The following is a 668-nucleotide window of genomic DNA, read 5'->3' as shown; positions in this document are numbered from 1 at the left end:
ACAACTACTGATCCGCTTACCTATTCTGCTCAGGGTACTTATACCATAACATGGACTTATGGCGATGGGAACGGTAACACTGCTACACAAACTCAAACGGTAACAGTAGATGATACTACTGCTCCTGTGGCGGATGTGGCTACACTTCCAACTATAACGGCACAATGTGAGGTAACTGCAGGAACAATTACTGCTCCTACGGCTACTGATAACTGTGCAGGGACGATAACTGCTACAACTACTGATCCGCTTACCTATTCTGCTCAGGGTACTTATACCATAACATGGACTTATGGCGATGGGAACGGTAACACTGCTACACAAACTCAAACGGTAACAGTAGATGATACTACTGCTCCTGTGGCGGATGTGGCTACACTTCCAACTATAACGGCACAATGTGAGGTAACTGCAGGAACAATTACTGCTCCTACGGCTACTGATAACTGTGCAGGGACGATAACTGCTACAACTACTGATCCGCTTACCTATTCCGCTCAGGGTACTTATACCATAACATGGACTTATGATGATGGTAACGGAAATACTGCTACACAAACACAGTCTGTTGTAGTGGATGATACTACTGCGCCTGTGGCGGATGTGGCAACTCTTCCAACAGTAACAGTAGAGTGTGAGGTAACTGCAGGAACAATTACAGCACCTAC

General features: G+C 45.8%; 1 protein-coding gene. It reads left to right on the top strand.

All coding sequences use genetic code 11. The annotated features are described in order from the left end of the window. Nucleotides 1-668, top strand: a 668-nt coding sequence (locus tag ABS768_RS17315) for an HYR-like domain-containing protein (protein ID WP_456264639.1), incomplete at both ends; no start/stop codon positions are given.

The organism is Flavobacterium rhizophilum, assembly GCF_046000485.1.
GTDB lineage: Bacteria > Bacteroidota > Bacteroidia > Flavobacteriales > Flavobacteriaceae > Flavobacterium > Flavobacterium rhizophilum.
This window is presented reverse-complemented; position numbering and strand designations above follow the sequence as displayed.